Below are 25,355 nucleotides of genomic sequence, written 5' to 3' on the forward strand. Positions count from 1 at the left end.
TTTGTCGTTTCTGTCGCCTGGGCGGCACGACCCTTGCTTTGGTTCTTTCTTTCGCGGTGCTATCAAATTAATGGCACCCGTGGTGGAGGGATTCCCGATGTCTGCCGTTCTCTCATTGTTACAAAGCCGTCTGTTGCGACCGGTGTTCGTTACCCTAGGTATCGCCCTTTTGGTGCAAGTGCTGGTGGCCGTCGCCCTGACGCGAAGCACCGTCACCGCGCTGGAGGCTGATTTGGGCAATCGCCTGGGCATCGACAGCCAGAAACTGTCGGGTGAATTGGCCCAGGCCGGTCAAGAGGTCACGTCCAGCCTGGACAGCTTGTCGACCAGTACCCGTCAGCGCCTGACAGCGGGGCTTTCAACCCGCCTGCAGGAAGAGCAGAAGCAACTGCGTGCGACCCTGGAAAAAGACCTGAAAGACTCCGCCAATGACATGGCGCAGCTGCTGGCCTCGGTGGCGCCCCGCGCCATGTGGGACAGTGATGTGCCGACGCTGTCGGAGTTCGCCCGGCGTGCCCAGCGCAATCCCAACGTGCTGTTTGTGGTCTATGACGACGCGGCGGGTGAGCATTTGACCCGCTACCTCAACCGTGAAAACCCGATCAACCAGGCACTGTTGGAAAAAGGCAAGGGTGACCGCGCCCTGGATAAAGTGTTGGATGCGGCCAAAGATGATCCTTCGGTGTTCTATGTCGAGGCGTCCATCAGCCCCAACGGCGTGGAGATCGGCAAGGTGCGCATGGGGGTTTCCACTGCTGCAGTGGAGACGGATCTGGCCGCGCTGGATAAGCGTTTCGCCGCACTGATCGCCAGTGGTGACCAACTGGTGGGCGACAGCCTCAAGGGCGCGGCGGCCGATAGCGCTGCCGCCATGGGCGCGCGCCTGCAATCCGCGCAAGCCACCGCTACACAGATGACCGCCAACACCACCAGCGCCGTCCAGGACGCCGCCGGCACCTTGCGCTGGCGCATCGGCATGGGCTTGGCGCTGGTCGGTTTGGGCGTGTTGCTGTTGATCGCCATCGTGCTCGGGCGCCGTGTGGTCAATCGCCTGAAGCTGCTGATCGCGGCTATGGACGACTTGGCGGCGGGCGAGGGTGATCTCACCAAGCGCGTGCAAATCAGCAGCAAGGATGAAATCGGCGACATGGCGTCGGCGGTCAATCGCTTTGTGGATAAGTTGCAGCCCATCGTGCGCGAGGCGGGGGATGTGGCCCAGCGCACCGGCGTGGAAATCGGCGCCATGACCTTGCGCAATGCCGGTGCTGACGCTGCGGCCGGTTTACAGCGCGATGAAGTGGCCGAGAGCTTGCGCGCACTGTCGCAGATGGCCGACGAGGCGCAAGCCGAGAGCCATGCGATGCAGGCGGCGTTGCAGCAGGTGGTGGATATTCGCCAGGCCACGGATGAGAACTCGCGGACCTCGGCTGAGGTCGGCAGTTTGATCGAGGCGCTGGCGGGCCAAGTACAAGCGGGCTCCACGGTCATCGAGCGCCTGGCCCAGCAAAGCCAGCAGATCGAGGTGGTGCTGACCGTGATTCACGGCATTGCCGAGCAAACCAACTTGCTCGCCCTCAACGCCGCAATCGAGGCGGCGCGTGCGGGTGAGACCGGTCGCGGCTTTGCGGTGGTGGCGGATGAAGTGCGTGCGCTGGCGAGCAAGACCCAAAGCTCCACCGGCGATATCCAGGCGCATATCGTGGCGTTGCAGCAGGGCGCGCGGGAGGCGGTGGAAACCATCGGCAAGGCCGGGCGTCAGGCTAATGAAGGTTTGCTGGTGCTGCGTGACAGCGTGCGCTTGCAGCAGACGGTGCAGGCCTCGGTGGAGCAGGTGCATGCGGCGATTGGCTTGGCGACACGCGCGGCCGAGCATCAAGCGCAGGGTGCCCATGCGGTGCGGGGTAGGGTCGAGGTGATCCATGCCCAGGCCGAACGTGCCGCCCAGGCGGTGGTGGAGACCACCGCCAGTGGCAAGGTGCTGGATGGGCTGGCGGCGCAGTTGAAGGCGAGCTTGGGGCAGTTCAGGGCTTAGCGTCGTCAGTGCTGGCCCCTTCGCGAGCAAGCCCGCTCCCACATTTGGAATGCATTTCAAAATGTGGGAGCGGGCTTGCTCGCGAAAACGATCTTAACGGCTCAGATACATCCGAGTCGTTAGCAGATAAACCGGCAACCCCGACACCAAAATCAACAGCGCCGCATATGGCGCTGCTGCCGCGAACTCAACATTCGAGGTATGCGCCCACACCGCCGTCGCCAAGGTATTCAGCCCCGTTGGGCTAAGCAGCAGCGTCGCCGTCAATTCCTTCATCGCATCCAGAAACACCAGCGCAAACGCCGCCCCCAATGCCGGGAAAATAATCGGTAAGGTCACCCGGCAAAACGCACTGAACGACGAGGCGCCCAACGTGCGTGCAGCCTCTTCAAGCTGCGGCGCAGCCTTGTTCAGCGCGGTACGGATCGGCGCCTGGGCCAGCGGCAAAAACAGCAGTGCATAAGCAATCAACAACAGTGCCGAGGTCTGGTACAGCGCCGGCACATAGTGCAGGGCGAAGTACACCAGCGTCAGCGCAATCACCAAGCCGGGCAGGGCGTGCAGCAGATACGGCAGGCGTTCGGCCCAGATCGCCAACTGGCCTTTGTAGCGCACCACCAGCAACCCGACCGGCACCGCCAATACCAGGCAAAGCGCGGCGCCGCCCAAGGACAGTGCCAATGAAGACAGCAGCGCCTCACCGATTTCTGCCATCGGGAAAGCGGCAGAAGATCCCACCGCCAACCAATAACCGAGCATCCCCAGCGGAATCCCGCTGCCGATGATCGCCAGCGCCAGGCAATAAATCTGGCCCAATGGCGCCCATTGACCCAGTCGAACCTGCTCCGCATGCCGCGCCGCGCCTTGGCCAATACGCACATGCCGGCCCTTGCCGCGCACACGCAACTCCAGCCACAGCAGCGTCAGGCACATCACCAGCAACACTGCCGAGAGCATCGCGGCATTCGCATTGCTGAACTCAAGCTCGAACTGTTGATAAATCGCGGTGGTAAAGGTCTGCAAGCCGATGATCGACAGCGCACCGAACTCCACCAGCATGTGCAGCGCAATCAGCAATGCCCCGGCCAGCAGTGAGGGCCACAACAGCGGTAGGGTGATGCGAAAGAACACGCCCCAGCGATTCAGCCCCAGGGTGCGGGCCGACTCTTCCAGGGAGGGGTCTAGATTGCGCAGGGTCGCTGCCACCGGCAAAAAAACCAGCGGGTATTTCGACAGGCTCATCACCAGGATCGCCCCGCCAAGCCCTTCGAAACTGGCGCTCAGCGATACCCAGGTAAAGCTGCTGACAAACGCCGGTACCGCAAACGGCAGGCATAGGATCACGCCCCAGATGCGTCGCCCTGGCAGGTTGCTGCGCTCCAGCAGCCAGGCCAGGGACAGGCCGATCACGCTGCACGCGACCGTCACCCCGACCATCAACGCCAAGGTATTGCGCAGCAACCCGAACACATACGGCCGCCACAGCAGGTGCACCGCCTCCGCCCAACCGGCTTGCCACGCCTTGAGCCCCACATAGGCCAGCGGCAGCAGACTCAAGCCGACCAGCAAGAGGACAGGCAGCAACAACCAGATCGACGGGCGCTTGCGCCTAGGGCTGAACCCCCCGCGCAAGGCGGGGGCGGGTAGCGATGGGTTCATCAGTTCAAGCCAACGTCACGTTCCAGGTCCAAGGCTTCTTCGGCGTTGCCCAGGTCGGCGGGGGTGACTTTCGGCGGTTGCAGTTCGCTGAAGGGCTTGAGGCCACGGTTGGATTCCATGCCTTTGCGCAGCGGGTATTCGGCCGAGGTGTTGGTGATGACGCGCTGGCCCTCTTCACTGGCCATGAACGCCAGCAGTTGCTGGGCTTCTTTCGGATGCTTGCTGGATTTCAGCGCCGCCGTCGAAGACACGGTGATCAAGCCACCGGCATCGCCATCGGTGAAGTAATGCAGTTGGGAGTCCAGGTTGGTTTTTTCTTTCTTCAGGGCGAACCAGTAGTAGTTGTTCACCAGTACGGTGGCCACTTCGCCATTTTCAACGGCTTTGAGGGCGACCATGTTGTTGCTGTACACCTTGCCGAAGGCGCGCAGGCCGGTCAGCCATTCTTCGGCGGCTTCACGCCCGTGCAGCTTGATGATCGCCACGGCCTGTTCCTGGAACGCGCCGCTGGTGGGCACAAAGCCGACCTTGCCTTGCCACTCGGGGCCGGCGAAATCCAGCACCGATTTCGGCAGGTCTTTTTCCGCGATCAATTTAGGATTGAACGCCACGACGCGGGTGCGTGCGGTCACGCCCATCCAGTCGCCGTTGGCGCCGACGTAATCCTTGGGCAATACGTCGAGGGTGCTGGCGTCGATCTTGGCCAGCAGGCCTTGTTCGCCGAGTTTGTTCAACGGTGGCGATTCTTCGGTGTAGATCACGTCGGCAGGCGAGCGGTCGCCTTCTTCCACGACCTGGCTGGCGAGCTGATTGCTGCTGCCTTTGCGCACGTTGACGTGAATGCCGGTCTTGGCTTCGAAGGCTTTGGCGAGTTCATCGCCGACTTCTTTGTGCTGGCCGTTGTACAGGGTCAGGGAAACCTTGTCGGCGGAGTAGGCGGTGGGCGAGAGCAGGGTCAGGCCGAGCAGAGTGATGGTCAGGCCACGCAGAAGGGATGTCTTGAGATGGGTATCGCGGATCATCATCCGGGTTGTTCCTCACTTGTATGCAACAAATACTTACAAGGATAAACGATAAAGTTTCTCAGGTGCGGGCGAGGGGGGAAATCGCTGGGAAAGTTTCCGAGATGAGGTTTTTAAAGCCCGGAAACGAAAAAACCCGCTTTCGCGGGTTTGATCTGAATTTGGTGCCCAGGAGAAGACTCGAACTTCCACGACCTTGCGATCACCAGCACCTGAAGCTGGCGTGTCTACCAATTTCACCACCTGGGCATTATCAGCAGCGCTTGCGCTGTTGATGGGACGAACTATACGGAGGGCTTTTTGATCTGTAAACCCCTGATTCGAAAAAATAAATCAAGTTTTCCGTTAAAAATCAAAGACCTGAAACGAAAAAACCCGCTTTCGCGGGTTTGATCTGAATTTGGTGCCCAGGAGAAGACTCGAACTTCCACGACCTTGCGATCACCAGCACCTGAAGCTGGCGTGTCTACCAATTTCACCACCTGGGCAGCATCAACAACGTTGCCGTCGTCGATGGCGCGCACTATACGGAGGGGATTTTAAGCTGTAAAGCCCTGCCACGAAAAAAGCCTGGAAAATTTCGCCAATGGTCGTGCAAGGTGCCTGCCGGGGGCTGCAAAGGGCTTTAAAAGGCTTGTTGGCGTCTGAAATTTCCCGTTTCAATACGCGTATGCCAAACTAACCCGCATATAGACAAGGTGAAAACTCTCTAATGGCCGATTGGCAGTCCCTCGATCCCGAGGCCGCTCGTGAAGCGGAAAAATATGAAAACCCTATTCCTAGCCGCGAACTGATCCTGGCGCATCTCGCCGATCGGGGTTCGCCTGCTAGCCGTGAGCAGTTGGTTGAAGAATTCGGTCTGACCACCGAAGACCAGCTCGAAGCCCTGCGCCGCCGTTTGCGTGCCATGGAACGTGATGCTCAACTGATCTACACCCGCCGTGGCACTTACGCGCCTGTGGATAAGCTCGACCTGATCCTGGGCCGCATTGCCGGCCACCGTGATGGTTTCGGCTTCCTGATCCCCGACGACGGCAGCGATGACCTGTTCATGAGCCCGGCGCAAATGCGCCTGGTGTTCGATGGCGATCGTGCCCTGGCGCGCGTTTCCGGCCTGGACCGTCGCGGTCGCCGTGAAGGCGTGATCGTCGAAGTGGTGTCCCGTGCCCACGAGTCCATCGTCGGCCGTTACTTCGAAGAAGGCGGCATCGGCTTTGTGGTGCCGGATAACCCGAAGGTCCAGCAGGAAGTGCTGATCACTCCGGGCCGTAATGGCGCCGCCAAAGTCGGTCAGTTCGTCGAGGTGAAGATCACCCACTGGCCAACGGCACGCTTCCAGCCCCAGGGCGATATCGTTGAAGTGGTCGGCAACTACATGGCGCCGGGCATGGAAATCGACGTTGCGCTGCGCACCTACGATATTCCCCACGTCTGGCCTGAGGCTGTGCTCAAAGAAGCCGGCAAGCTCAAGCCTGAAGTGGAAGAGAAAGACAAAGAAAAACGCATCGACCTGCGCCATCTGCCGTTCGTCACCATCGACGGCGAAGATGCCCGCGACTTCGACGATGCGGTCTACTGCGAAGCCAAGCCAGGCAAGCTGCGCCTGTTCTCCGGTGGCTGGAAGTTGTACGTCGCGATTGCCGACGTGTCCAGCTACGTGAAGATCGGTTCGGCCCTGGATAACGAAGCCCAGGTGCGCGGCAACTCCGTGTACTTCCCTGAGCGCGTGATCCCGATGCTGCCCGAGCAGCTGTCCAACGGCCTGTGCTCCCTGAACCCGAAAGTCGACCGTTTGGCCATGGTGTGCGAGATGACCATCTCGAAAACCGGCGAAATGACTGACTACCAGTTCTACGAAGCGGTGATCCATTCCCAGGCGCGCCTGACCTACAACAAGGTCAGCACTATCCTGGAAACGCCGAAGACCAGCGAAGCCAAGGCCCTGCGTAGCGAATACGCTGGCGTGGTGCCGCACCTCAAGCAGCTCTATGCGCTGTACAAGGTGTTGCTGGGCGCTCGTCACGTACGTGGCGCGATCGACTTTGAAACCCAGGAAACCCGGATTGTCTTCGGTTCCGAGCGCAAGATCGCCGCAATCACCCCGACCACGCGTAACGATGCGCACAAGCTGATCGAGGAATGCATGCTGGCGGCCAACGTGGCCACTGCTGAATTCCTGAAGAAGCATGAGATTCCTGCGTTGTACCGCGTGCACGACGGCCCGCCGCCGGAGCGTCTGGAGAAGCTGCGTGCATTCCTCGGCGAGCTCGGCCTGTCCCTGCACAAAGGCAAGGACGGCCCGACGCCGAAGGACTACCAGGCTCTGCTCGCCAGCATCAAGGACCGTCCGGATTACCACGTGATCCAGACCGTCATGCTGCGCTCCCTGAGCCAGGCGGTGTACAGCGCTGATAACCAAGGCCACTTCGGCCTGAATTACGAGGCGTACACCCACTTCACCTCGCCGATTCGCCGTTACCCGGACCTGCTCACGCACCGCGCGATCCGCAGCGTGATCCACTCCAAGCAGAACACCCCGCACGTCAAGCGCGCCGGTGCCATGACCATTCCGAAAGCACGGATCTATCCGTACGACGAAGCGGCCCTGGAACAGCTGGGCGAACAGTGCTCCATGAGCGAGCGCCGCGCCGACGAAGCCACCCGCGACGTGGTGAACTGGCTCAAGTGCGAGTTCATGAAAGACCGCGTAGGCGAGACTTTCCCTGGTGTGATCACTGCCGTGACCGGCTTTGGTCTGTTTGTCGAGCTGACCGACATCTACGTCGAAGGCCTGGTGCACGTCACCGCGTTGCCGGGTGACTACTACCACTTCGACCCTGTGCACCACCGCCTGGCAGGCGAGCGCACCGGTCGCAGCTTCCGTTTGGGCGATACCGTGGAAGTGCAGGTCATGCGCGTGGACCTCGACGAGCGCAAGATCGACTTCGGCATGTCCGACAAGCCAGCCGAATCGCCGGGCAGCCGTAAAAAACGCGGCAGCGAACCGACCAGCAAAGGCAAGGCAGCACCTGCTAAAGCAGCGACCGCCGAGCCTGCACCTGCCAAGGCCGGTCGTCGTCCGTCCGCGAAGGAAAAGGCCCCCGAAGCCTACCGCCCAAGCGATGCGGCGGCGAAAAACGCCGAGCTGCGCAAGAGCCGCGAGTTGAAGCAGCAGTTGCTCAACGAAGCCAAAAGCGGTGGTAAAGCGGCGTCTGGGGGAAAGTCCCGCGGGGCGGAAAGTCCGTCGAGCAAGCCAAGTAAACACCGTAAAGGCCCGCCAAAAGCGGGTTCGGGCCCTGCCAAGAGTGGCGGGTCGCGCAAACCTAAGGCCAAGTCATGAGTCTGGAAAAAATCTACGGCGTGCACGCCGTAGAAGCACTGCTGCGTCACCACCCTAAACGCGTCAAGCAAGTGTGGTTGGCCGAAGGCCGCAGCGAGCCGCGCGTGCAAGCGCTGGTCGAGTTGGCGACCCAAAACAAGGTTGCCATCGGCCAGGCCGAGCGTCGCGAAATGGACGTGTGGGTCGAAGGCGTCCACCAGGGCGTCGTGGCGGACGTCAGCCCGAGCCAGGTCTGGGGCGAGGCGATGCTCGACGAGCTGCTTGATCGCACCGAAGGCGCGCCGTTGCTGCTGGTGCTGGACGGCGTGACCGATCCGCACAACCTCGGCGCCTGCCTGCGTTCGGCAGATGCTGCCGGTGCGCTGGCGGTGATCGTGCCTAAAGACAAGTCCGCGACCCTGACGCCGGTCGTGCGTAAGGTCGCCTGCGGCGCGGCGGAAGTGATTCCTTTGGTGGCTGTGACCAACCTGGCGCGCACTCTGGAGAAACTCCAGCAGCGTGGCCTGTGGGTTGTGGGCACGGCAGGCGAGGCCGAGGTCAGCATTTATGACCAGGACCTCACCGGCCCAACCATCCTGATCATGGGCGCCGAGGGCAAAGGCATGCGTCGCCTGACCCGCGAACACTGCGATTACCTGGTCCATCTGCCGATGGCTGGTAGCGTCAGCAGCCTCAACGTGTCGGTTGCCACCGGCGTGTGCCTGTTTGAAGCCCAGCGCCAGCGTGGCGCCAAGGCCAAATCGAAGAAATGATCCACCCGCAGTGATTGGTGATTGTTCAAATAATCACCAATCACCTTGCACGCTTCCTCCCCCTTCTCTACAATTGCGCCCCTTGCCTTCCTGGCGGGCACCGATGTGCCTCCCTGCGGCAAGATCCATAAGTGTCATTCACTCCTTGTCTGACCGTTTTTGAGCGGCAGGCTACAACCCGTAAGGAGCATTCATGCGTCATTACGAAATCATCTTTTTGGTCCACCCGGATCAAAGCGAGCAAGTCGGCGGCATGGTTGAGCGTTACACCAAGCTGATCGAAGAAGACGGCGGCAAAATCCACCGTCTGGAAGATTGGGGCCGTCGTCAACTGGCCTACGCAATCAACAATGTTCACAAGGCTCACTACGTGATGCTGAACGTTGAGTGCACTGGCAAGGCCCTGGCCGAGCTGGAAGACAACTTCCGCTACAACGATGCTGTGATCCGTAACCTGGTCATCCGTCGCGAAGAAGCCGTTACCGGCCAATCCGAGATGCTCAAGGCTGAAGAAAACCGCAGTGAGCGCCGTGAGCGTCGCGACCGTCCTGAGCACGAAGGCGCTGATAGCGCTGATAGTGATGACAGCGACAACAGCGATAACGCTGACGAGTAATCCACGGACCTTTTAAGGAGCCTATCAAATGGCACGTTTCTTCCGTCGTCGTAAATTCTGCCGCTTCACCGCTGAAGACGTGAAAGAGATCGATTACAAAGATCTCAACACTCTGAAAGCCTACGTATCCGAGACCGGCAAAATCGTTCCAAGCCGTATCACCGGTACCAAAGCACGTTATCAGCGTCAGCTGGCCACCGCTATCAAGCGCGCCCGCTTCCTGGCCCTGCTGGCCTACACCGACAGCCACGGCCGCTGAGACCGGGCAGTCGACAAGTAGTAAGGGATTGAATGCATGCGCGCCTTAGCTGAGTTCATCATGCGCGGTCGTGTGCAGGCCACTCTCGTAGTGGCTGGATGTGCAGCATTGCCGTTGTTGTATTGGTTGGCTGCTGCCGCTGGGTGCCTTGTGCTCCTGCGGCGCGGTTTGCAGGATGCCCTGGGTATCCTGGCCCTGGGAGTCGTGGCTGCCTTGATCTGGTGGCTGCAACTGGGCGAACCCAAAGTGCTTCTGGTGCTGCTGGGGTCGTCGAGCCTTGCGTTGGTTTTGCGCGCAAGTGAGTCCTGGGTCCGCACGCTGCTGGTCAGCGTGGCATTGGGGTTGGTGTTTTCGGTGTTGATTGACGCGGCTTTCCGCCCGCAAATCGAGGTACTGTCGCAAGAGATCGCCAAGATCCTGCCGATGGCCCTCGGGGAACTCTACCAGCAGCTGTCGGTAGAAGAGCGAGCGCGACTGGCAACACTGATTGCACCGGCCCTGATCGGCCTGATGGCGGTAATGATGCAGATCGTCAGTTTGCTGAGCCTGATGCTTGGGCGATATTGGCAGGCGTTGTTGTACAACCCGGGTGGTTTTGGTCGCGAATTTCGCAGTATCAGAATCCCCGTGGGCCCCGCGATGTTGCTGCTGGCACTCATGATGGTCGGACCGTACTTCGGTTCACAAGCCACCTTGCTGGTGCTGTTTTGCAGCGTACCGCTGGTGTTTTCCGGACTGGCCCTGATTCACGGGCTGGTCGCGCAGAAGCGCCTGGCCAAGTTTTGGCTGGTGGGGATGTACGTAACGATGCTGGTGTTCATGCAACTGATCTATCCGTTACTCGTGGTTTTGGCCATTGTCGACGGCCTGATTGATTTTCGCGGTCGTCTGGCGCCGAAAGACGCCGATAACGCGAACGGTGAAGGTTAAAAGTTAGAGGATTTTCACATGCAACTGATCCTTCTGGAAAAAGTCGCCAACCTGGGCAACCTGGGCGACAAAGTGAACGTTAAGGCCGGTTACGGTCGTAACTACCTGCTGCCATACGGCAAAGCCACCGCTGCAACCGCTGCCAACCTGGCTGCGTTTGAAGAGCGTCGTGCTGAGCTGGAAAAAGCAGCAGCAGACAAAAAAGCTTCGGCCGAAACTCGCGCTGCCCAACTGGCTGAGCTGGAAGTGACTATCACTGCCACCGCCGGTGACGAAGGCAAGCTGTTCGGTTCGATCGGCACCCACGACATCGCTGATGCACTGACCGCCTCCGGCGTTGAAGTGCAGAAGAGCGAAGTTCGTCTGCCGAACGGCACCATCCGCAACGTAGGCGAATTCGACGTAGCCGTGCACCTGCACGCCGAAGTTGAAGCCACCGTACGCGTTGTCGTGGTAGCAGCTTAAGCAATACCTAACTGACTGGCACCTCGCGTGCCAGGCAGTTAACATCGGGCACGATCCTGTTTACAGGTCGTGCCTTTTGTTTTTCTACACACCCCTAATTCCAAGTGGCCATGAACGATATTTCAGCTCCTGAGCAATACGATCTGCAAACCGCTGCCCTGAAGGTGCCGCCGCATTCCATCGAGGCCGAACAGGCCGTGCTCGGTGGTTTGATGCTGGACAACAACGCCTGGGAACGCGTGCTGGATCAAGTCTCGGACGGTGACTTCTATCGCCATGACCACCGCCTGATCTTCCGCGCCATCGCCAAACTGGCCGACCAGAACTCACCGATCGACGTGGTGACCCTGGCCGAGCAGCTGGACAAGGAAGGCCAGACCTCCCAGGTCGGCGGCCTCGGCTACCTCGGCGAACTGGCGAAAAACACGCCGTCCGTCGCCAACATCAAGGCTTATGCCCAGATCGTCCGCCAGCGGGCCACGCTGCGGCAACTGATCGGCATCAGCACAGAGATCGCCGACAGCGCCTTCAACCCGGAAGGGCGTACCGCCGAAGAAATCCTCGACGAAGCCGAGCGCCAGATCTTCCAGATCGCCGAGGCCCGCCCGAAAACCGGCGGCCCGGTGGGCGTCAACGAGCTATTGACCAAGGCCATCGACCGTATCGACACCCTGTTCAACACCGACGCGGCCATCACCGGTATTTCCACCGGCTATGCCGACCTCGATGAGAAGACCAGCGGCCTGCAGCCGTCCGACTTGATCATCGTCGCCGGTCGTCCCTCCATGGGTAAGACCACCTTCGCGATGAACCTGGTGGAAAACGCCGTGTTGCGCAGCGACAAGACCGTCCTGGTGTACTCCCTGGAGATGCCCGGTGAATCGCTGATCATGCGGATGCTCTCGTCCCTGGGCCGTATCGATCAGACCAAGGTGCGTTCCGGCCAGCTGGAAGACGACGACTGGCCGCGCCTGACCTCGGCGGTCAACCTGCTCAATGACCGCAAGCTGTTCATCGACGACACCGCGGGCATCAGTCCTTCGGAAATGCGTGCACGTACCCGCCGCTTGGTGCGTGAACACGGCGACATCGCGCTGATCATGATCGACTACCTGCAGTTGATGCAGATCCCGGGCTCCAGCGGTGACAGCCGGACCAACGAGATTTCCGAGATCTCCCGGTCCTTGAAAGCCCTGGCCAAGGAATTCAACTGCCCGGTGGTGGCGCTGTCCCAGCTCAACCGTTCCCTGGAACAACGCCCCAACAAGCGCCCGGTGAACTCCGACTTGCGGGAATCTGGAGCGATCGAGCAGGACGCCGACGTGATCATGTTCGTGTACCGCGACGAGGTATACCACCCCGAAACCGAACACAAAGGCATCGCCGAGATCATCATCGGCAAGCAGCGGAACGGCCCCATCGGGTTTATCCGCCTGGCCTTCATTGGTAAGTACACCCGCTTCGAAAACCTCGCGCCAGGCAGCTACAACTTCGACGACGACGAATAACTCGTCTGCTCAATTCCGACCATTACCGTCGGAATTGGTCAAAATTTGTGCTATATTCCGCGCCCGCGATTTTCCATCTCAACACCGGTCACCGTCATGCAAACAGCCAAGCCGTTATTTGACTATCCCAAGTACTGGGCCGAATGTTTCGGTCCAGCGCCATTCCTGCCCATGAGCAGGGAGGAGATGGATCAGCTTGGCTGGGATTCCTGCGACATCATCATCGTCACCGGTGATGCGTACGTTGACCATCCGTCGTTCGGCATGGCGATCATCGGCCGGCTGCTGGAGTCCCAGGGCTTTCGCGTCGGGATCATTGCCCAGCCGAACTGGCAGTCCAAAGACGACTTCATGAAGCTCGGCGAGCCGAACCTGTTCTTCGGCGTCGCGGCCGGCAACATGGACTCGATGATCAACCGCTACACCGCCGACAAGAAAATCCGTTCCGACGACGCCTACACCCCTGGCGGCATGGCCGGCAAACGCCCGGACCGCGCCAGCCTGGTGTACAGCCAGCGTTGCAAGGAAGCCTACAAGCACGTGCCGATCGTACTCGGCGGCATCGAAGCCTCCCTGCGTCGCATCGCCCACTACGACTACTGGCAGGACCGCGTGCGCAACTCGATCCTGATCGACGCCACTGCCGACATCCTGCTGTACGGCAACGCCGAGCGTGCGATTGTCGAGGTTGCCCAGCGCCTGTCGTGGGGCCATAAGATCGAAGACATTACCGACGTGCGCGGCACCGCGTTCATTCGGCGTGACACGCCAGCGGGCTGGTACGAAGTGGACTCCACGCGTATCGACCGTCCGGGCAAGATCGACAAAATCATCAACCCGTACGTCAACACCCAGGACACCCAGGCCTGCGCCATCGAGCAAGAGAAAGGGCCGGTGGATGACCCGGAAGAAGCCAAGGTCGTACAGATCCTGGCCAGCCCGCGCATGACCCGCGACAAGACTGTGATCCGCCTGCCGTCGGTGGAGAAAGTCCGTGGCGACGCGGTGCTCTACGCCCACGCCAACCGCGTGTTGCACCTGGAAACCAACCCAGGCAACGCCCGCGCCTTGGTGCAGAAGCATGGTGAAGTGGACGTGTGGTTCAACCCGCCGCCCATTCCCATGACCACCGAAGAAATGGACTACGTGTTCGGCATGCCTTACGCCCGCGTCCCGCACCCGGCGTATGGCAAGGAAAAGATCCCGGCCTACGACATGATCCGTTTCTCGGTGAACATCATGCGTGGCTGCTTTGGCGGCTGCACCTTCTGCTCGATCACCGAGCACGAAGGCCGCATCATCCAGAACCGCTCCGAAGAGTCGATCATCCGCGAGATCGAAGAGATCCGCGACAAAGTGCCGGGCTTTACCGGCGTGATCTCCGACCTCGGCGGCCCGACCGCGAACATGTACCGCATCGCCTGCAAGAGCCCGGAAATCGAATCCGCGTGCCGCAAGCCGTCGTGCGTGTTCCCCGGCATCTGCCCGAACCTGAACACCGATCACTCGTCGTTGATCCAGCTGTACCGCAGCGCCCGTGCGTTGCCGGGTGTGAAGAAGATCCTGATCGCCTCCGGCCTGCGCTATGACCTGGCCGTCGAGTCGCCGGAGTATGTGAAAGAGCTGGTCACCCACCACGTCGGTGGCTACCTCAAGATCGCCCCGGAACACACCGAGGAAGGTCCGCTCAACCAGATGATGAAACCGGGCATTGGCAGCTATGACAAGTTCAAGCGCATGTTCGAGAAGTACACCAAGGAAGCGGGCAAGGAACAGTACCTGATTCCTTACTTCATCGCCGCTCACCCCGGCACCACCGATGAAGACATGATGAACCTGGCCCTGTGGCTCAAGGGTAACGGCTTCCGCGCCGACCAGGTGCAGGCGTTCTACCCGTCGCCGATGGCCACCGCCACCGCGATGTACCACTCGGGCAAGAACCCGCTGCGCAAGGTCACGTATAAGAGCGACGCGGTGACCATCGTCAAGAGCGAAGACCAGCGCCGTCTGCACAAGGCGTTCCTGCGCTACCACGACCCGAAAGGCTGGCCGATGCTGCGTGAAGCGCTGACCCGCATGGGCCGTGCCGATCTGATCGGGCCGGGCAAGGACCAACTGATCCCGCTGCACCAGCCAAGCACCGACAGCTACCAGAGTGCCCGTCGCAAGAACTCGACGCCGGCTGGCAGCCATAAGGTCGCCAAGGAAACCACCACCAAGATCCTCACCCAGCACACCGGTTTGCCTCCTCGCGGCAGCGACGGCAGCAACCCGTGGGACAAGCGTGAGCAAGCCAAGGCCGCCGCCCAGGCGCGCAACAAGCAGGCCGCCAAGGAGCGCAGCGATGCGGCCAAGGGCAAGGGCGGCAAGCCTGCGCGCAAGCCGGTGGTGCCGCGTTGATCGCAGCCTGAATATGCAAAACGCCAGCCTCGTGCTGGCGTTTTGCTTTCTAGGCGCTGGGTGGGTGGTTTGTTAAGGTGGCGCCCATTCAGTTCAAGGAAGAAAAACATGGCTAACCCCCTGGCCGGCATCGGCATGGATTCCAACCGCTCACAGTTCATGGCGCGCCAGCGCATTGAAAGCCAGATCAACCTGCCGCGCCTGTTTGCAGCCATCGACGCCGATCCAGGTATCGTTGGCGCAGGCGTCGTATATATCGACGCCGACTTCAACATCATTACCCTGCGCGAATTCAAGCCCATCTGCAGCATCAAGCCCAAGCGCATCATTTTGCGTGAAGCGCAGAAGTACATTGCGCCAACGCAGTTTGCTCAACATGTCGTGAGCAATCCTCGAGAGTCGCGACTGATTGGCGAAGCCGTGAATACCGGATTTTCCTGCTTGGGGGCTGTCATTAGTTGGGCTGCTATCGCCAGTGGAACAATTCTGGTGCCTTTCAGCGCTGGCGCCAGTTCCGTCATCGTTGTAGTGGGGTATGCGGCTGCCGGCGCAAGTACGCTTCAGTGTTTCAACGGCATTGCCCGAACAGCGCTGGAAGTCGCCAAACCTGAGGTCAAGGATTCGCTCGACAGTGAAGGCTGGTACCAGAACGCGTCCATTGTGCTGGACGCCGTATCACTGGCAGGCGTGGGCGCTTCGGCCCTGACGACGGTCAAGCTGGTCAGGGCCGCCAAAGCATCGACGGGCAAGAGCCTGCGTGATGTGCTTCGCGGTTTGAATCGCCAGGAAAGAGCCAAACTGACGAAAGAGCTGCTGAGCATCAACCATCCCAGCTTGACCGCGAAGATGATCAAATTGAGGCAGGCGTCGGGTGAACTCACCAAGCGTTTCACCCCTACGCAGCTTAAGCACAGCACCACTAGCCAGATCAAAGACGTCCTGGGCGCAAGCGTTGGGTTTGGCGGGAGTGCCTACTCCGGAAACGTCAACACCATCGCGATCGGACTGTACGAGGAGGTAAGCGAATGAGCGAATTGATGACGCTACGCGACTTTTTCAGACAGTACTTTCTGACGTTTATGGGCGGCGTATTTGCTGCGTGTTTTTCTTTGGCGTTGGCTGTGGCGCTGGCGTTCATCACCTATTTTCGTGATACGCCCATTGCTCAAGTGGGGCTCAAGATCATGTCTGTCGGGGCGCTGCTCATTCTGTTGACGGTCCATAGCAACTTTATGATTTTGCGGGGTCGACCCTCCTGGGTGTGGGCGATGGTCGGCATCTACGTCGTCTGTCTACTGTTTGTCGTCCCAATGCTTCAGTACCAGCCTCATAAAGTTCTCTATGGGTTGGCGCTGTTATTCCCGTTCCTAGGATTGTTAATACTAAACACCAAGCTTCAACGAGAGATGCGCCAGAAGCTGCATGAAATACGCCACCTGCGCCAAGCCGTGATCGCCAAGCGCAAAAGCAGGTGATTGGGTAGATTCCCCACCCACCTTCACACCGGCGCCACAAATATGTGCGTCACTTGCACCATGACACCACCGTTGGCGCCGTTTTGGTGCTGTACTGCACCGGGTCTTACGATAAAGCGCAATGACCGCCGCTCTGGCATAAGTCTTGCGCGCTTTGTTTCCATGCCCTGGCTCGCAGGAGGCCGCCGTGTCGATTCATGTCGCGTTGCACCACGTTACGCATTACCGCTATGACCGCGCTGTCGAACTCGGCCCACAGATCGTGCGCTTGCGCCCGGCGGCCCATAGCCGCACGCGGATTCTGTCCTACGCGCTGAAAGTGCTGCCCGAGCAGCATTTCATCAACTGGCAGCAGGATCCCCAGGGCAATTACCTGGCGCGGTTGGTGTTCCCGGAAAAGACTGACGAGCTGCGCATCGAAGTCGACCTGGTCGCTGAGATGGCCGTATTCAACCCCTTCGACTTTTTCCTCGAGCCCTATGCCGAGACAATCCCCTTCAGCTACGCCGCCGACGAGCAGCGTGAGTTGGCGCCGTACCTGGAAACCCTGCCGCTCACGCCCCGGTTCGCCGCGTACCTGGCGGGCATCGACCGCACGCCGCTGCCGGCCGTGGACTTTTTGGTGGGCCTCAACCAGCGCCTGGCGGCTGATATCGGCTACCTGATCCGCATGGAACCGGGTGTACAAACCCCGGAATACACCCTGGAAAACGCCTCCGGTTCATGCCGCGACTCGGCTTGGTTGCTGGTGCAGATCCTGCGTAACCTGGGGTTGGCGGCGCGGTTTGTGTCCGGCTACCTGATCCAACTCACTGCTGACGTCAAAGCCCTCGATGGCCCCTCCGGCACGGAAGTGGATTTCACCGACCTGCACGCCTGGTGCGAAGTGTATTTGCCCGGCGCCGGCTGGATCGGCCTGGACGCTACCTCCGGGTTGTTCGCCGGTGAAGGCCATATTCCGTTGGCGTGTAGTCCCGATCCATCGTCCGCCGCACCGATCAGTGGGCTGGTGGAGCCTTGCGAGTGTGAATTCACCCACGAAATGTCGGTTGAGCGGATTTGGGAAGCCCCACGGGTCACCAAGCCTTACACCGAAGAGCAATGGCTGGCGATCCAGGCCTTGGGGCGTCAGATCGATGGCGACCTGCTCAAGGACGACGTACGCCTGACCATGGGCGGCGAACCCACCTTCGTCTCCATCGACGATCCCGACGGCGCCGAATGGAACACCGCCGCGCTCGGCCCGGACAAGCGCCGACTGTCCGCCGAGCTGTTCCAGCGAATGTGCAAGCACTACGCCCCGAAGGGTTTGGTGCACTTCGGCCAAGGCAAGTGGTACCCCGGCGAGCAATTGCCGCGTTGGTCGCTCAATTGCTACTGGCGCCGCGACGGTGTGCCGATCTGGCACAACAGCGCGTTGATTGCCGATGAGCAAGAGGACTACGGCGCGGATGGCGCACTGGCCGGGCGTTTCCTGGCCAGCGTCGCAGAGCGCCTCAAGTTGCCGGCGCGCTTTGTGTTCCCGGCATTCGAAGACAATTTTTACTACCTGTGGCGCGAAGGTGCGCTGCCGCAAAACGTCACCGCCCAGGACCCGCGCCTGAGCGACGACTTGGAGCGCGAACGCCTGCGCAAGGTGTTCAGCCAGGGCCTGGATAAAGTCATCGGCCAAGTGCTGCCGTTGGCGCGCACGGCGGCCAATGACCGTTGGCAAAGCGGGCGCTGGTATCTGCGTAACAACCACTGCCGCCTGGTGCCGGGGGATTCGCCGTTGGGCTATCGCCTGCCGTTGGCCTCGCAGCCGTGGGTGACGGCGGCAGAGTATCCGTTTGTGCACCCGACTGACCCGAACCAGGATCAGCCGGAGCTGCCGTCCACCGCGCAGCTGCAAAGCCACGATGAGCCCGCGCCGAACGATGAGCGCGTGCCCAAAGTGGACGAGTCCGCCGACTGGCTGACTCGTACCGCCCTGTGCGCCGAAGCGCGCGAAGGGCGCCTCTATCTGTTCATGCCGCCCCTGGAACGTGTTGAAGACTATCTGGAGCTGGTAGCCGCTATTGAAGCCACCGCAGAGGAGCTGCATTGCCCGGTATTGCTGGAAGGCTATGAACCACCCGCCGATACACGGCTGAGCAACTTCCGCGTGACGCCGGACCCGGGTGTGATCGAGGTCAACGTGCAGCCGTCCGCCACCTGGGACGAGTTGGTGGAACGCACCGAATTCCTCTACGAAGAGGCGCGGCAAACGCGCTTGACCACCGAAAAATTCATGATCGACGGGCGCCACACCGGCACCGGCGGCGGTAACCACTTCGTGTTGGGCGGCGCGACGCCCAAGGACTCACCGTTCCTGCGCCGACCCGATCTACTGCGCAGTCTGATCAGCTACTGGCACAACCATCCTTCATTGTCCTACCTGTTTTCCGGCTTGTTCATCGGCCCGACTTCCCAGGCCCCGCGGGTGGACGAGGCGCGCAACGACGCGTTGTACGAGCTGGAAATCGCATTCGCACAAATGCCTTCGCCCGGCGAAGAGTGCCCGCCCTGGTTGGTGGACCGCCTGCTGCGCAACCTGCTGATCGACGTGACGGGCAACACCCACCGCGCTGAGTTCTGCATCGACAAACTCTACTCGCCGGACGGCGCCACCGGCCGCCTCGGCCTGTTGGAGCTGCGTGCATTTGAAATGCCGCCCCACGCCCGCATGAGCCTGACCCAGCAGTTGCTGCTGCGCGCCTTGGTCGCGCGTTTCTGGCGCGAACCCTACGCGCCGCCGAAGCTGGCGCGGTGGGGCACGGAGTTGCACGATCGTTTCCTGTTGCCGCATTTCATCGAGCAAGATTTTGCCGATGTGATCGTCGAACTCAACGCCGCCGGTTATCCGTTGCGCGCCGAGTGGTTTGCCGCGCATCTGGAATTCCGTTTCCCCAAAGTGGGTGACTACGCCGTCAGCGGGATCGAACTGGAGCTGCGCCAGGCTCTGGAGCCCTGGCATGTACTGGGCGAGGAGGGCGCTGTGGGCGGCACCGTGCGTTATGTGGATTCGTCCCTTGAGCGCCTGCAAGTCAAGTTGACCGGGCTGCCCCCGCAGCGCTACCTGCTGACCTGCAACGGCATCCCGGTGCCGCTGCAAGCCACCGGGCGAGTCGGTGAGTTTGTCGCTGGCGTGCGTTACCGCGCCTGGCAACCGGCCAACTGCCTGCAACCGACCATCCCGGTGCATGCGCCGCTGGTGTTCGACCTGCTGGACACCTGGATGCAGCGTTCGCTGGGTGGATGCCAATACCATGTCGCCCATCCGGGCGGGCGCAATTACGACAGCTTGCCGGTGAATGCCAACGAGGCAGAGAGCCGGCGCATGGCGCGGTTTTTCCGGTTGGGGCATAGCCCTGGGAAGCTCGACGTGCCGACGGTTGTGATCAACGACGAATTGCCGATGACCCTGGATCTGCGCCGTTTCCCCCATAAAAATGACTGAACGCGATCCCTCTGTGGACGCCAGCTTTTGTGGTGAGCGAGCTTGCCTCGCGCGGGGCAAGCCCGCTCACCACAAAAGCCGGGGCCTACAGGGGATTTGCAGTGTTTGTTGAGTTAATCTGAGCCCCCTTGCCTCTGCCGAGCGTTCCATGTCCGACTTGCTCGACCGTTACCCGCTGACCGCGGGCACCTATCACGAACTGCTGGATGACAGCGGCGCAGTGCGTGCCCATTGGCGACGCCTGCTGGACCACCTGCAACGCAGCACGCCCGCACAACTGGCCCAGCGCCAGGCATTGCTGACCCGGCAGATCCAGGAAAACGGCGTGACCTACAACGTCTACGCCGACCCCAAGGGCGCCGACCGCCCGTGGGAGCTGGATTTGCTGCCCCATGTGCTGGCGGCTGATGAGTGGCAGCACCTGTCGGCAGGTATCGCCCAGCGTGCGCGCCTGCTCAATGCGGTGCTGGCGGACCTGTACGGCCCGCAGCGGCTGATCAAGGAAGGCTTGCTGCCGGCGGAGCTGGTGTTCGGGCATAACAATTTCCTGTGGCCGTGCCAGGGCATCCGGCCGCCGGACGGTGCGTTCCTGCACCTGTACGCCGTGGACCTGGCGCGCACGCCGGATGGCCGCTGGTGGGTCACCGCCGACCGTACCCAGGCGCCATCCGGTGCCGGCTATGCGCTGGAAAACCGCACCATCGTGTCCCGCGCCTTCCCGGATCTTTACCGTGACTTGCAGGTGCAGCACCTCACCGGTTTCTTTCGCACCTTGCAGGAAACCCTGGCCCGCCAGGCGCCCGGTGATGATCAGCCGCCGCTGATCGTGCTGCTCACGCCCGGCCGGTTCAACGAAAGTTACTTCGAACACCTCTACCTCGCCCGCCAGTTGGGCTACCCGTTGGTGGAAGGTGGCGACCTCACCGTGCGCGACAGCACTGTGTTCCTGAAAACCCTCAGCGGCCTACGCCGGGTACACGCGATCATGCGTCGCCTCGACGATGATTTCTGCGACCCGCTGGAGCTGCGCACCGACTCGGCCCTCGGCGTGCCGGGTTTGCTGGATGCCGTGCGCCAAGGCAACGTGCTGGTGGCCAATGCCCTGGGCAGCGGCGTGCTGGAATCTCCGGGATTGCTGGGCTTTCTGCCGAAGATCAACGAATTCCTGTTTGGTGAAAAACTGATTCTGCCGTCCATTGCCACCTGGTGGTGCGGTGAGGCGCCGGTGCTGGCCGAAGCGCTGGAGAAACTGCCGGAGTTGCTGATCAAACCGGCGTTTCCGTCGCAGAGTTTTGCGCCGGTATTCGGCCGCGACCTCAACGACGAACAACGCCAGGCCCTGGCCGAACGCATGCGCGCGCGGCCCTACGCCTACGTCGCCCAGGAGCTGGCTCAATTGTCCCAGGCGCCGGTGTGGCACACCGTGGATGACCACCTGCAACACCGCGCCATCGGCATGCGCGTGTACGCCGTGGCCAGTGACGACGGTTACCGCGTATTGCCCGGCGGCCTGACACGCGTGGCGGCCGAAGCCGACGCCGAAGTGGTGTCGATGCAACGCGGCGGCGCCAGCAAGGACACCTGGGTGCTTGGCGAACGTGCGCCGGGTAATGAGCAGTGGCGCGCGCAACGCACGATTGGCGCCCACGATCTGGTGCGCCGCGATCCTTATCTACCGTCCCGCGTGGTGGAAAATCTGTTCTGGTTCGGCCGTTACTGCGAACGCTGCGACGACAGCGCGCGCTGGCTGCGTATCGTGCTGGCGCGTTATGTGGACGGCGACGACCCGTTGGCGTTGCAGGCGGCCGTCGAGCTGGGCGAAAACCTGCGCCTGCTGCCGGAGGAGGGCGAATTGCCCGAACGCCTGCTGGCGGCCCTGCTCGGGGATGACTGGCCGTCGAGCCTGCGCGCCAACCTGCAACGCTTGCAGTGGGCGGCATCGCAAGTGCGCGGCAAGCTGTCCCGGGAAAACTGGCAGGCCCTGGTGGAGTTGCAGCGCGAAGCCATGGAGCTGGAAAGCGAGTCGCCGGATTTTGGTGAGTTGCTGGATTTCCTCAACCGCCTGGTGATGTCGTTGGCGGCGTTGTCCGGGTTTGCCCTGGATGACATGACCCGCGATGAAGGCTGGCGTTTCCTGATGATGGGGCGGCGCATTGAGCGTCTGCAGTTTCTGAGCAGCAGCCTGGCGGCGTTCCTGCGCGGTGTGGCGGTGTTCGATCAGGCGGGATTGGAGTGGTTGCTGGAACTGGGTAACAGCAGCATCACCTACCGTTCGCGTTACCTCGCGGTGCCGCAACTGATCCCGGTGCTCGACTTGCTGTTGCTGGACGAACAGAACCCCCACGCGGTGCTGTTCCAGCTCAAGCTGGTGAGCCGCACCCTGCGTCGCCTCAACGATGATTTTGGTGTGCCTCGGGAAACCGGCCTGGGCCCCTTGGTGGAGCGCCTGGCGCGATTCGACCTGGGTTGCCTGGAGAACCCGTTGTTCGGCGAATCCAGCGTGCGTGCCGCGCTGGAGGGCCTGGCCGACCTGCTGCAAGCGGTGGCCGATGAGAGTGGGCAAGTGTCGGACCGTCTGGCCTTGCGTCACTTTGCCCATGTGGATGATGTCAGCCAGCAAACGGTGTCGGTGTGATGAGTGCGCGCTATCAGATTTTCCACGATACCCATTACCACTACGACAGCCCGGTGTCCCTGGCCCAGCAGCTGGCGCATTTGTGGCCACGGCCGTGCGCCTGGCAGCGTTGCAGCTTGCAGCAGTTGGATATCAGCCCGGAACCGACCTCGCGCCGCGATGAGCTGGACGTGTTTGGCAACCCGATCACGCGCTTGGCATTCGAGCGGCCTCATGATGAATTGCTGGTGAATGCCGGGCTGACCGTGGAAGTACTGGCGCGGCCTGCGCTGGACTTCCAGCTGTCGCCGGCCTGGGACCAGACCCGCGACAGCCTGACCTACAGCAGCCAGCCGATGTCCGATGCGCTGATCGAAGCCTGCCGCTACCGTTTCGAATCGCCCTACGTGCACTTGAAGAAAACCTTCGTCGAATTCTCCGAAAGCTGTTTTCCTCCTGGCAAACCCTTGCTGCTGGGAGTGCAGGCGCTGATGGAAAAGATCTTCAGCGAATTCACCTTCGATGCCGAAGCCACCCAAGTCGCCACGCCGCTGGTGGAGGTGCTGGAGCGCCGTCGCGGCGTGTGCCAGGACTTCGCTCACCTGATGCTCGCCTGCCTGCGCTCGCGGGGCCTGGCGGCGCGTTATATCAGCGGTTACCTGCTCACCCAGCCACCGCCCGGCCAGCCACGGCTGATCGGCGCCGATGCGTCCCACGCGTGGGTCTCGGTGTATTGCCCGGTCTCAGGTTGGGTGGATTTCGATCCGACGAACAATGTGCAGCCGGCACTGGAACACATCACCCTGGCCTGGGGCCGGGACTTTTCCGATGTGTCGCCGTTGCGTGGGGTGATTCTGGGAGGAGGGAGCCATGACCCGGAGGTACGGGTGACGGTGATGCCGCTGGAATAACAGTTGATTGTGCCGAGCCGGGCAGGCCGGCTCAGCACAAAGGAATTTATTCAGCCGGATCTTTTGGTGTTTCGGTCTCGTCGCTCGTTTCTTCACCATCAACATCGGCGTTCAGCCCATTGGCATCTTCATCTGCAGCGGCTTTCTTGCGTTGCAGTTTTTCCTCTTTCTTCTGCTCCTTGGCCAAGTCTCTCTGACGTTTGGCGAAGGAGTAATTAGGTTTGGCCATGGGCGATCCTCTAGGGTCGAAGGTGAGGGTGGCGGCGCGCAGCTGCCTTGGGACGACATGGTAGCAGCTTCAGGGGGCGCTTGGCCTTCACTTACCGCAGGCGTAGGCGGCCAGCAGGCCGTTGAACAGTTGGTTGAGGTGCATGGCGCGGACTCCGATGGGTGATGAGCCGATCATAGCCAGGGGGTTGTACTTTGGCTGGTAGATTGTGTTGATAAGTCTGATAGCCTAAAGTTGTATACAATCTGTTGATTCAGATCATAAGAATTCCTGCCTGGTTCAGGCACCCTTGTCGCAATACGCGTTTTCTAAACCCTGCCTTGGAGATTCACATGTTTGCCAAACTCGTTGCTGTTTCCCTGCTGACTCTGGCGAGCGGCCAGTTGCTTGCTGCAGAGTGCAAGGTCACTGTCGACTCCACCGACCAAATGTCCTTCAACACCAAAGCCATTGAAATCGACAAAAGCTGCAAGACGTTCACCGTCGAGCTGACCCACTCCGGCAACCTGCCGAAAAACGTCATGGGTCACAACTGGGTGCTGACCAGCGCCGCCAACATGCAGCCGGTTGCTACCGACGGCATGGCCGCCGGCATCGACAAGGACTACCTGAAGCCGGGTGACGACCGCATCATCGCCCACACCAAGATCATCGGTGCCGGCGAAAAAGACTCGGTGACCTTCGACGTGTCGAAGCTGGCCGCCGGGACTGACTACGCGTTCTTCTGCTCGTTCCCAGGCCACATCTCGATGATGAAAGGCACTGTGACCCTGAAGTAAGCCGACTCTTGTCGAAAAAAAAGCGCCTGTTCAGGCGCTTTTTTTGTGCTCGCTCATATCAAGGCGCAAACGGCATGACCCGCTTGTGCTCGGTCTTGCGATACGTGTCGCAGATGATCCTGAACGCTTCCTCACGCACCGGCTCACCGTGCAGGAAGGCATCGATCTCGGCATAGGTCACACCGTGTGACGCTTCATCCGGCTTGCCCGGTGACAGGTCTTCCAAGTCCGCTGTCGGCACCTTCTCCACCAGTGATTCCGGCGCGCCAAAGTGTCGTGCAATCGCACGCACCTGGTTTTTCACCAGCCCGCTCAACGGCGCCAGGTCGCACGCGCCATCACCGAACTTGGTGAAAAAGCCCATCACTGCTTCCGCCGCATGGTCGGTGCCGATCACCAGGCCACCGGCCGCGCCCGCGATGGTGTACTGCGCCACCATGCGCATGCGTGCCTTGGTGTTGCCCAGCACGAAATCACGGGACACCGCGGCCTTGCCCTCAAACGCCGCCACTTCATTGGCCAGGGCTTTGACGGCCGGTCCGATGTTCACGGTGTGGCGCTCGTCCGGCTCGATAAAATCCACTGAAGCAGTGGCATCGATTTCGTCGAACTGGGTTTCGTAAGGCAAGCGCACGGCGATAAAGCGGTAAGCGTCATCACCGGTGCTGGCGCGTAGCTCCTGCATCGCGCGTTGGGCCAAGAGGCCTGCGGTCAGGGAGTCGACGCCACCGCTGATGCCCAGCACCAGCGTTTTGAGCCCGGAATTGCGCAGGCAGTCCTGGATAAAGGTCACGCGGCGGGCAACCTCGGCCTCAAGGGCGGCCTGGTCGTTGAACGGCGCTTGGACCTTGAGCTGTTCAGCAATCTCACGCTGTACGGCTTGCAT

General features: G+C 61.1%; 19 protein-coding genes and 2 tRNA genes. 15 read left to right on the forward strand and 6 right to left on the reverse strand.

The window, feature by feature from the left end:
- Positions 1-97 precede the first annotated feature (97 nt).
- Entirely contained in the window at positions 98-2,032 is a 1,935-nt protein-coding gene (locus ACP7EW_RS20955; protein WP_426219397.1) for a methyl-accepting chemotaxis protein, read from the forward strand.
- A 93-nt stretch (positions 2,033-2,125) separates the two neighbouring features.
- Here ACP7EW_RS20955 and ACP7EW_RS20960 read toward each other — a convergent pair whose 3' ends face one another.
- From ACP7EW_RS20960 to ACP7EW_RS20975, 4 genes are all read right to left on the reverse strand, one after another.
- Positions 2,126-3,691, reverse strand: a complete 1,566-nt coding sequence (locus tag ACP7EW_RS20960; protein WP_426219399.1) for an ABC transporter permease — start codon at positions 3,689-3,691, stop codon at positions 2,126-2,128.
- Positions 3,691-4,716, reverse strand: a complete 1,026-nt coding sequence (locus tag ACP7EW_RS20965) for an iron ABC transporter substrate-binding protein (protein WP_426219401.1) — start codon at positions 4,714-4,716, stop codon at positions 3,691-3,693. The genes ACP7EW_RS20960 and ACP7EW_RS20965 overlap by 1 nt, the downstream gene beginning before the upstream one ends.
- A 159-nt stretch (positions 4,717-4,875) precedes the next feature.
- Positions 4,876-4,962, reverse strand: a tRNA-Leu gene (locus ACP7EW_RS20970).
- Between the two features lie 152 nt (positions 4,963-5,114).
- Positions 5,115-5,201 (reverse strand) — tRNA-Leu (locus ACP7EW_RS20975).
- A gap of 224 nt (positions 5,202-5,425) precedes the next feature.
- On the opposite strand from ACP7EW_RS20975, the gene rnr reads away from it, so the two are divergent.
- From rnr to ACP7EW_RS21040, 13 genes are all read left to right on the forward strand, one after another.
- On the forward strand, positions 5,426-8,053 hold the full coding sequence (gene rnr, locus ACP7EW_RS20980; protein WP_033897406.1) for a ribonuclease R: 2,628 nt from the start codon (positions 5,426-5,428) through the stop codon (positions 8,051-8,053).
- On the forward strand, positions 8,050-8,805 hold the full coding sequence (gene rlmB, locus ACP7EW_RS20985; RefSeq protein WP_017734971.1) for a 23S rRNA (guanosine(2251)-2'-O)-methyltransferase RlmB: 756 nt from the start codon (positions 8,050-8,052) through the stop codon (positions 8,803-8,805). Before rnr ends, rlmB begins: the two co-directional genes overlap by 4 nt.
- Positions 8,806-8,998: 193 nt before the next feature.
- On the forward strand, positions 8,999-9,421 hold the full coding sequence (gene rpsF, locus ACP7EW_RS20990) for a 30S ribosomal protein S6 (protein ID WP_003236224.1): 423 nt from the start codon (positions 8,999-9,001) through the stop codon (positions 9,419-9,421).
- Positions 9,422-9,449: 28 nt separating this feature from the next.
- Positions 9,450-9,680, forward strand: a complete 231-nt coding sequence (gene rpsR / locus ACP7EW_RS20995) for a 30S ribosomal protein S18 (protein ID WP_002551829.1) — start codon at positions 9,450-9,452, stop codon at positions 9,678-9,680.
- Between the two features lie 36 nt (positions 9,681-9,716).
- Entirely contained in the window at positions 9,717-10,610 is an 894-nt protein-coding gene (locus ACP7EW_RS21000; RefSeq protein ID WP_033897405.1) for a hypothetical protein, read from the forward strand.
- 18 nt (positions 10,611-10,628) lie between these two features.
- Positions 10,629-11,075, forward strand: a complete 447-nt coding sequence (rplI, locus tag ACP7EW_RS21005; protein WP_003171376.1) for a 50S ribosomal protein L9 — start codon at positions 10,629-10,631, stop codon at positions 11,073-11,075.
- Between the two features lie 110 nt (positions 11,076-11,185).
- Positions 11,186-12,583, forward strand: a complete 1,398-nt coding sequence (gene dnaB, locus ACP7EW_RS21010) for a replicative DNA helicase (RefSeq protein WP_016976916.1) — start codon at positions 11,186-11,188, stop codon at positions 12,581-12,583.
- Between the two features lie 96 nt (positions 12,584-12,679).
- Positions 12,680-14,983 (forward strand): YgiQ family radical SAM protein, encoded by a 2,304-nt coding sequence (locus ACP7EW_RS21015; protein ID WP_426219404.1) that lies wholly within the window; start codon positions 12,680-12,682, stop codon positions 14,981-14,983.
- A 108-nt stretch (positions 14,984-15,091) separates the two neighbouring features.
- Positions 15,092-16,012: an NAD synthetase gene (locus ACP7EW_RS21020; RefSeq protein WP_426219406.1), complete on the forward strand. Its 921-nt coding sequence runs from the start codon at positions 15,092-15,094 to the stop codon at positions 16,010-16,012.
- Entirely contained in the window at positions 16,009-16,458 is a 450-nt protein-coding gene (locus ACP7EW_RS21025; RefSeq protein WP_426219407.1) for a hypothetical protein, read from the forward strand. Before ACP7EW_RS21020 ends, ACP7EW_RS21025 begins: the two co-directional genes overlap by 4 nt.
- Before the next feature lie 187 nt (positions 16,459-16,645).
- A complete protein-coding gene (locus tag ACP7EW_RS21030; RefSeq protein ID WP_426219409.1) occupies positions 16,646-19,936 on the forward strand; it encodes a DUF2126 domain-containing protein in 3,291 nt (1,096 codons plus the stop codon).
- A gap of 148 nt (positions 19,937-20,084) precedes the next feature.
- Positions 20,085-22,571, forward strand: coding sequence for a circularly permuted type 2 ATP-grasp protein (locus ACP7EW_RS21035; protein ID WP_426219411.1), 2,487 nt, complete (start codon positions 20,085-20,087; stop codon positions 22,569-22,571).
- The gene (locus ACP7EW_RS21040; RefSeq protein WP_038851235.1) at positions 22,571-23,461 is read left to right on the forward strand and encodes a transglutaminase family protein; all 891 of its coding nucleotides are present in this window, start codon (positions 22,571-22,573) and stop codon (positions 23,459-23,461) included. The genes ACP7EW_RS21035 and ACP7EW_RS21040 overlap by 1 nt, the downstream gene beginning before the upstream one ends.
- A 46-nt stretch (positions 23,462-23,507) precedes the next feature.
- Here ACP7EW_RS21040 and ACP7EW_RS21045 read toward each other — a convergent pair whose 3' ends face one another.
- Positions 23,508-23,690, reverse strand: a complete 183-nt coding sequence (locus ACP7EW_RS21045; protein WP_426219413.1) for a hypothetical protein — start codon at positions 23,688-23,690, stop codon at positions 23,508-23,510.
- Between the two features lie 332 nt (positions 23,691-24,022).
- Between ACP7EW_RS21045 and azu the strand changes: the two genes are divergently transcribed.
- Positions 24,023-24,469: an azurin gene (gene azu / locus ACP7EW_RS21050; protein WP_033897397.1), complete on the forward strand. Its 447-nt coding sequence runs from the start codon at positions 24,023-24,025 to the stop codon at positions 24,467-24,469.
- Positions 24,470-24,527: 58 nt separating this feature from the next.
- Here azu and nadE read toward each other — a convergent pair whose 3' ends face one another.
- A complete protein-coding gene (nadE, locus tag ACP7EW_RS21055) occupies positions 24,528-25,355 on the reverse strand; it encodes an ammonia-dependent NAD(+) synthetase (RefSeq protein WP_426219416.1) in 828 nt (275 codons plus the stop codon).

It is taken from the genome of Pseudomonas sp. DWRC2-2 (assembly GCF_049897885.1).
Classification (GTDB): Bacteria; Pseudomonadota; Gammaproteobacteria; order Pseudomonadales; family Pseudomonadaceae; genus Aquipseudomonas; species Aquipseudomonas azotoformans_A.

Excerpts from the sequence above, each read along its gene's own strand:
- rpsF (WP_003236224.1), top strand. The coding sequence starts at position 8,999 with ATGCGTCATTACGAAATCATCTTTTTGGTCCACCCGGATCAAAGCGAG.
- ACP7EW_RS20960 (WP_426219399.1), bottom strand. The coding sequence starts at position 3,691 with ATGAACCCATCGCTACCCGCCCCCGCCTTGCGCGGGGGGTTCAGCCCT.
- ACP7EW_RS21035 (WP_426219411.1), top strand. The coding sequence starts at position 20,085 with ATGTCCGACTTGCTCGACCGTTACCCGCTGACCGCGGGCACCTATCAC.
- ACP7EW_RS21045 (WP_426219413.1), bottom strand. The coding sequence starts at position 23,690 with ATGGCCAAACCTAATTACTCCTTCGCCAAACGTCAGAGAGACTTGGCC.
- ACP7EW_RS21025 (WP_426219407.1), top strand. The coding sequence starts at position 16,009 with ATGAGCGAATTGATGACGCTACGCGACTTTTTCAGACAGTACTTTCTG.
- rplI (WP_003171376.1), top strand. The coding sequence starts at position 10,629 with ATGCAACTGATCCTTCTGGAAAAAGTCGCCAACCTGGGCAACCTGGGC.
- rlmB (WP_017734971.1), top strand. The coding sequence starts at position 8,050 with ATGAGTCTGGAAAAAATCTACGGCGTGCACGCCGTAGAAGCACTGCTG.
- ACP7EW_RS20965 (WP_426219401.1), bottom strand. The coding sequence starts at position 4,716 with ATGATGATCCGCGATACCCATCTCAAGACATCCCTTCTGCGTGGCCTG.
- ACP7EW_RS21040 (WP_038851235.1), top strand. The coding sequence starts at position 22,571 with ATGAGTGCGCGCTATCAGATTTTCCACGATACCCATTACCACTACGAC.
- dnaB (WP_016976916.1), top strand. The coding sequence starts at position 11,186 with ATGAACGATATTTCAGCTCCTGAGCAATACGATCTGCAAACCGCTGCC.
- ACP7EW_RS21000 (WP_033897405.1), top strand. The coding sequence starts at position 9,717 with ATGCGCGCCTTAGCTGAGTTCATCATGCGCGGTCGTGTGCAGGCCACT.
- rpsR (WP_002551829.1), top strand. The coding sequence starts at position 9,450 with ATGGCACGTTTCTTCCGTCGTCGTAAATTCTGCCGCTTCACCGCTGAA.
- ACP7EW_RS20955 (WP_426219397.1), top strand. The coding sequence starts at position 98 with ATGTCTGCCGTTCTCTCATTGTTACAAAGCCGTCTGTTGCGACCGGTG.
- ACP7EW_RS21015 (WP_426219404.1), top strand. The coding sequence starts at position 12,680 with ATGCAAACAGCCAAGCCGTTATTTGACTATCCCAAGTACTGGGCCGAA.
- azu (WP_033897397.1), top strand. The coding sequence starts at position 24,023 with ATGTTTGCCAAACTCGTTGCTGTTTCCCTGCTGACTCTGGCGAGCGGC.
- rnr (WP_033897406.1), top strand. The coding sequence starts at position 5,426 with ATGGCCGATTGGCAGTCCCTCGATCCCGAGGCCGCTCGTGAAGCGGAA.
- nadE (WP_426219416.1), bottom strand. The coding sequence starts at position 25,355 with ATGCAAGCCGTACAGCGTGAGATTGCTGAACAGCTCAAGGTCCAAGCG.
- ACP7EW_RS21020 (WP_426219406.1), top strand. The coding sequence starts at position 15,092 with ATGGCTAACCCCCTGGCCGGCATCGGCATGGATTCCAACCGCTCACAG.